At 53.5% G+C, this 3330-nt stretch carries 4 protein-coding genes; 2 read left to right on the top strand and 2 right to left on the bottom strand.

Annotated elements, in window-relative coordinates; all coding sequences use genetic code 11:
- On the bottom strand, nucleotides 1-1131 hold a 1131-nt coding region (locus OEL57_RS15575; protein ID WP_300741732.1), incomplete at its 3' end, for a fumarate hydratase.
- 177 nt (nucleotides 1132-1308) lie between these two features.
- Here OEL57_RS15575 and cysE point away from each other — a divergent pair.
- Both cysE and lpxC read left to right on the top strand, forming a co-directional pair.
- Nucleotides 1309-1998 (top strand): serine O-acetyltransferase, encoded by a 690-nt coding sequence (gene cysE, locus OEL57_RS15570; protein ID WP_300741730.1) that lies wholly within the window; start codon nucleotides 1309-1311, stop codon nucleotides 1996-1998.
- A gap of 12 nt (nucleotides 1999-2010) precedes the next feature.
- Nucleotides 2011-2838 (top strand): UDP-3-O-acyl-N-acetylglucosamine deacetylase, encoded by an 828-nt coding sequence (lpxC, locus tag OEL57_RS15565; RefSeq protein ID WP_300741729.1) that lies wholly within the window; start codon nucleotides 2011-2013, stop codon nucleotides 2836-2838.
- Here the strand turns inward: lpxC and OEL57_RS15560 are convergent.
- On the bottom strand, nucleotides 2832-3330 hold a 499-nt coding region (locus OEL57_RS15560), incomplete at its 5' end, for an AsmA-like C-terminal domain-containing protein (protein WP_300741727.1). The genes lpxC and OEL57_RS15560 overlap by 7 nt on opposite strands.

Below are 3330 nucleotides of genomic sequence, written 5' to 3'. Positions count from 1 at the left end.
GGACAGCTCCTTCAGGGTTTCTGCCGGAGGCTTGGAGAGGTCAACCTTGTGACCGTGCTCATGCTTCGCCATCCGGTACTGCTCAGGCAGCAGGCGGCCCGGATCGCGGTCCAGCTGCTCAATAAACGGGCCGTCCTTGGTGATCTTTGCCTTCAGGTTACGGTCTGCGGAGCAGGATACCGCCATGCCGACCGGGCAGGAAGCACCGTGGCGGGGCAGACGGATTACACGGACGTCATGGGCAAAGTACTTGCCGCCGAACTGTGCGCCGATTCCCAGCTTCTGGGCAGCGGTCAGCAGCCTTGCTTCCAGTTCTACGTCACGGAATGCCTGACCATAGGCATTGCCCTCGGTGGGCAGGCCATCGATATCGCGGGCAGTGGCCAGCTTAACGGTCTTCATGCAGGCATCAGCAGAGGTGCCGCCGATGACGAAGGCGATATGGTAAGGAGGGCAGGCTGCAGTGCCCAGATACTTCATCTTCTCAATCAGGTACTTCTCCAGCTTCTCAGGAGTCAGCAGGGCTTTGGTTTCCTGATACAGCATGGTCTTGTTGGCTGAACCACCACCTTTGGCCATGAACAGGAACTTGTAGTAGTCACCGCTGGTGGCCATGATGTCGATCTGAGCCGGCAGGTTGGTGCCGGTGTTGACTTCATCATACATATTAAGAGCAACCGTCTGTGAGTAACGCAGGTTCTCTTCGGTGTAGGTCTTGTAGACACCCTTGGAAATAAACTCCTCATCGTTGCCACCGGTCCAGATCTGCTGACCCTTTTTGGCTACGATGGTCGCAGTACCGGTGTCCTGGCACAGAGGTAGCTCAAATTTGGCTGATACCATGGCGTTACGCAGGAAGGCCAGCGCAACACCTTTGTCGTTCTGGGATGCCTCGGGATCAGCCAGAATCTTGGCGACCTGCTCATTATGGCTGGGGCGCAGCAGGAAGGAAAGGTCCTTCATGGCCTGGTTGGCCAGGACGGTCAGTGCCTCAGGATCAACCTTGACCACCGGCTTACCATCAAACTCTGCCACGGAGACATACTTCTCCGAACCCTCAATCTTGTAGTAGTTGGTCTCATCTTTGCCAAGCGGGAACGGCTCCTGATACACGAACGGTTTGGTTGACATGCGTAAAACTCCTTTCGATAGAAGGTTCGGAACGTTGTCCGATAGTGTATACAAAATCTTCGGCATAGTATGCAAAACAGCGGTTTTTGTCGAGTGCTAAGTTGGTAGTATCAAAGTTGACTCATTTTGTCCTGTATGGTAGCCTGAAACTGTAGCTGCACTGAATAAGGGGGCTTCATGTTCAATCAGATGCGTGATGACATTAACTCGGTCTTTGACCGTGACCCGGCAGCCCGTAGCACGCTTGAGGTACTGGTATGCTATCCTGGTTTACATGCGGTCTGGCTGCATCGGATTGCCCACTGGTTCTGGCGACAGGAACTGTTTTTTTTGGGACGCTTTGTCTCCCAGTTTTCCCGCTTTGTAACCGGGATAGAGATCCACCCTGGCGCAAAGATTGGCAAACGGTTTTTCATCGACCACGGCATGGGGGTGGTAATCGGCGAGACAGCCGAGATCGGCGATGATGTCACCATCTACCATGGAGTTACGTTGGGCGGAGTAACCTGGGATAAGGTCAAGCGTCACCCTACTCTGGAAGACAGGGTGGTGATCGGCTCTGGCGCCAAAGTGCTGGGACCGTTTACCGTGGGACGTGGTGCCAAAATCGGCTCCAATTCAGTGGTGGTAAAAGAGGTGCCGCCCAATGCTACCGTGGTGGGGATTCCCGGCAAGATTGTGCTGGCACCTGAAGCGGCAAAGGAAGGACGACCTGATCTTGAACATGGCAAGATGCCTGATCCATCAGCCACCGCCATTGCCTGTCTCTTTGATCAGTTAAAAGGGCTGGAGCAAAAGTATGATAGCCTGCATAAAGAGCATGAAGCGCTGAAAAAACAGCTGGTTGACGCAAACCATAAATCATGAGATAACTCAGCCATGATCAAACGACAGACCACCATTAACCGTATCTTCAAGCTCTCCGGCATCGGCCTGCATTCAGGTCATCCGGTCAATCTGGAATTTCTTCCCCGCCGTGAACAGGGGATTGTCTTCGTGCTCAACGGTGTGCAGATTCCGGCCCGTTTTGATCAGGTTGCCGATACCCGTCTTTCAACCCTGATCGCCAAGGATGGTGCTGCGGTTTCCACCATTGAGCACCTGATGGCGGCCTTCTACTACGCCGGTGTTACCAATTGCCTTGTTTATATTGACGGGCCGGAAGTACCGATTTTGGACGGTTCTGCCTGGGAATTTTATCAAGGGATGTGGAAGGCCGGGGTCTATGAGTTTCCTGAAGAACAGATCTACCTGAAGGTGCTTAAAAATGTGGAAGCGAGCCACGGTGATGCTTGGGTAAAGCTTAAACCGCTGAACACGCTGGATATCACCATGACGATTGAATTCCGCCAGCCGGTTGGTCTGCAGCGCCGTCGTGTCTCTGATGTGGAAAATGCCTTCTCAATCCTTAATTCCCGTACCTTCACCATGCTGGAGGAGATTGAGGCGATCAAGAAAATGGGCTTGGCCAAAGGCGGCTCTCTGGATAATGCGGTGGTGGTGGGGGAGGACGAGGTGCTGAACCCGCAGGGACTGCGTTACCGTAAAGAGCTGGTCAACCACAAGATTCTGGACCTGATCGGCGATCTCTATACCAGTGGCTACCGGATTCTGGGCAAGGTGGAAGCCCATAAGACCGGTCACCATCTCAACAACCTGCTTTTGAAACAACTCTTCTCTGATCCTGCCAATTATCAGATCTACTGAGTTGGTGCTTCCCCGGCCTTGGGCCGTTCTTTTTGATTACCTAAAATAACCTCGCCACTGTCGGTGAAGAGTCGAACCGGCAGTTCAAAGACCCGTCTGAATATATCCAGGGTGCCCTTTGCCATCGTCTTTACCGGGATGGCTGTGACTTCAGGGTTTTCCCAGCTGCCTTTGGCTTCAAAGTAGGTGGTGATCAGGCTGCCGTCACCTCCCGAGAGTATCCAGCCGACCACCGGGACTCTGCTGACAATCCGGTCAACGGTTTGCAGCGGCTGTACCCCGATCAGCATATCCAGTGTCTCTTTGACAATGTCGATGGTGCCAACGGTGGTGACATGCATGACGTTGCTGTCGATGAAAAAGTCCTGGGTTGTCAGGATGCCGTTTTTAACCCCGATGCTGGCGGTGATCTGGTTAAACGGCATGCCATCGCGGGCCATATCCGGCAGACTGAAGCTGAGCAGTTGCGAGACATTAAGGATTGAAATAACC

The sequence above is a fragment of the Trichlorobacter sp. genome (genome assembly GCF_030247655.1).
Taxonomy (GTDB): Bacteria; Desulfobacterota; Desulfuromonadia; order Geobacterales; family Pseudopelobacteraceae; genus Trichlorobacter.
The sequence above is the reverse complement of the archived record's forward strand: the minus strand, read 5'-3'. Positions and strand labels throughout refer to the sequence as shown.

What these genes read in the sequence shown, in the direction of transcription:
- cysE (WP_300741730.1), top strand. Translation starts at nt 1,309, where the DNA reads ATGTTCAATCAGATGCGTGATGACATTAACTCGGTCTTTGACCGTGAC.
- lpxC (WP_300741729.1), top strand. Translation starts at nt 2,011, where the DNA reads ATGATCAAACGACAGACCACCATTAACCGTATCTTCAAGCTCTCCGGC.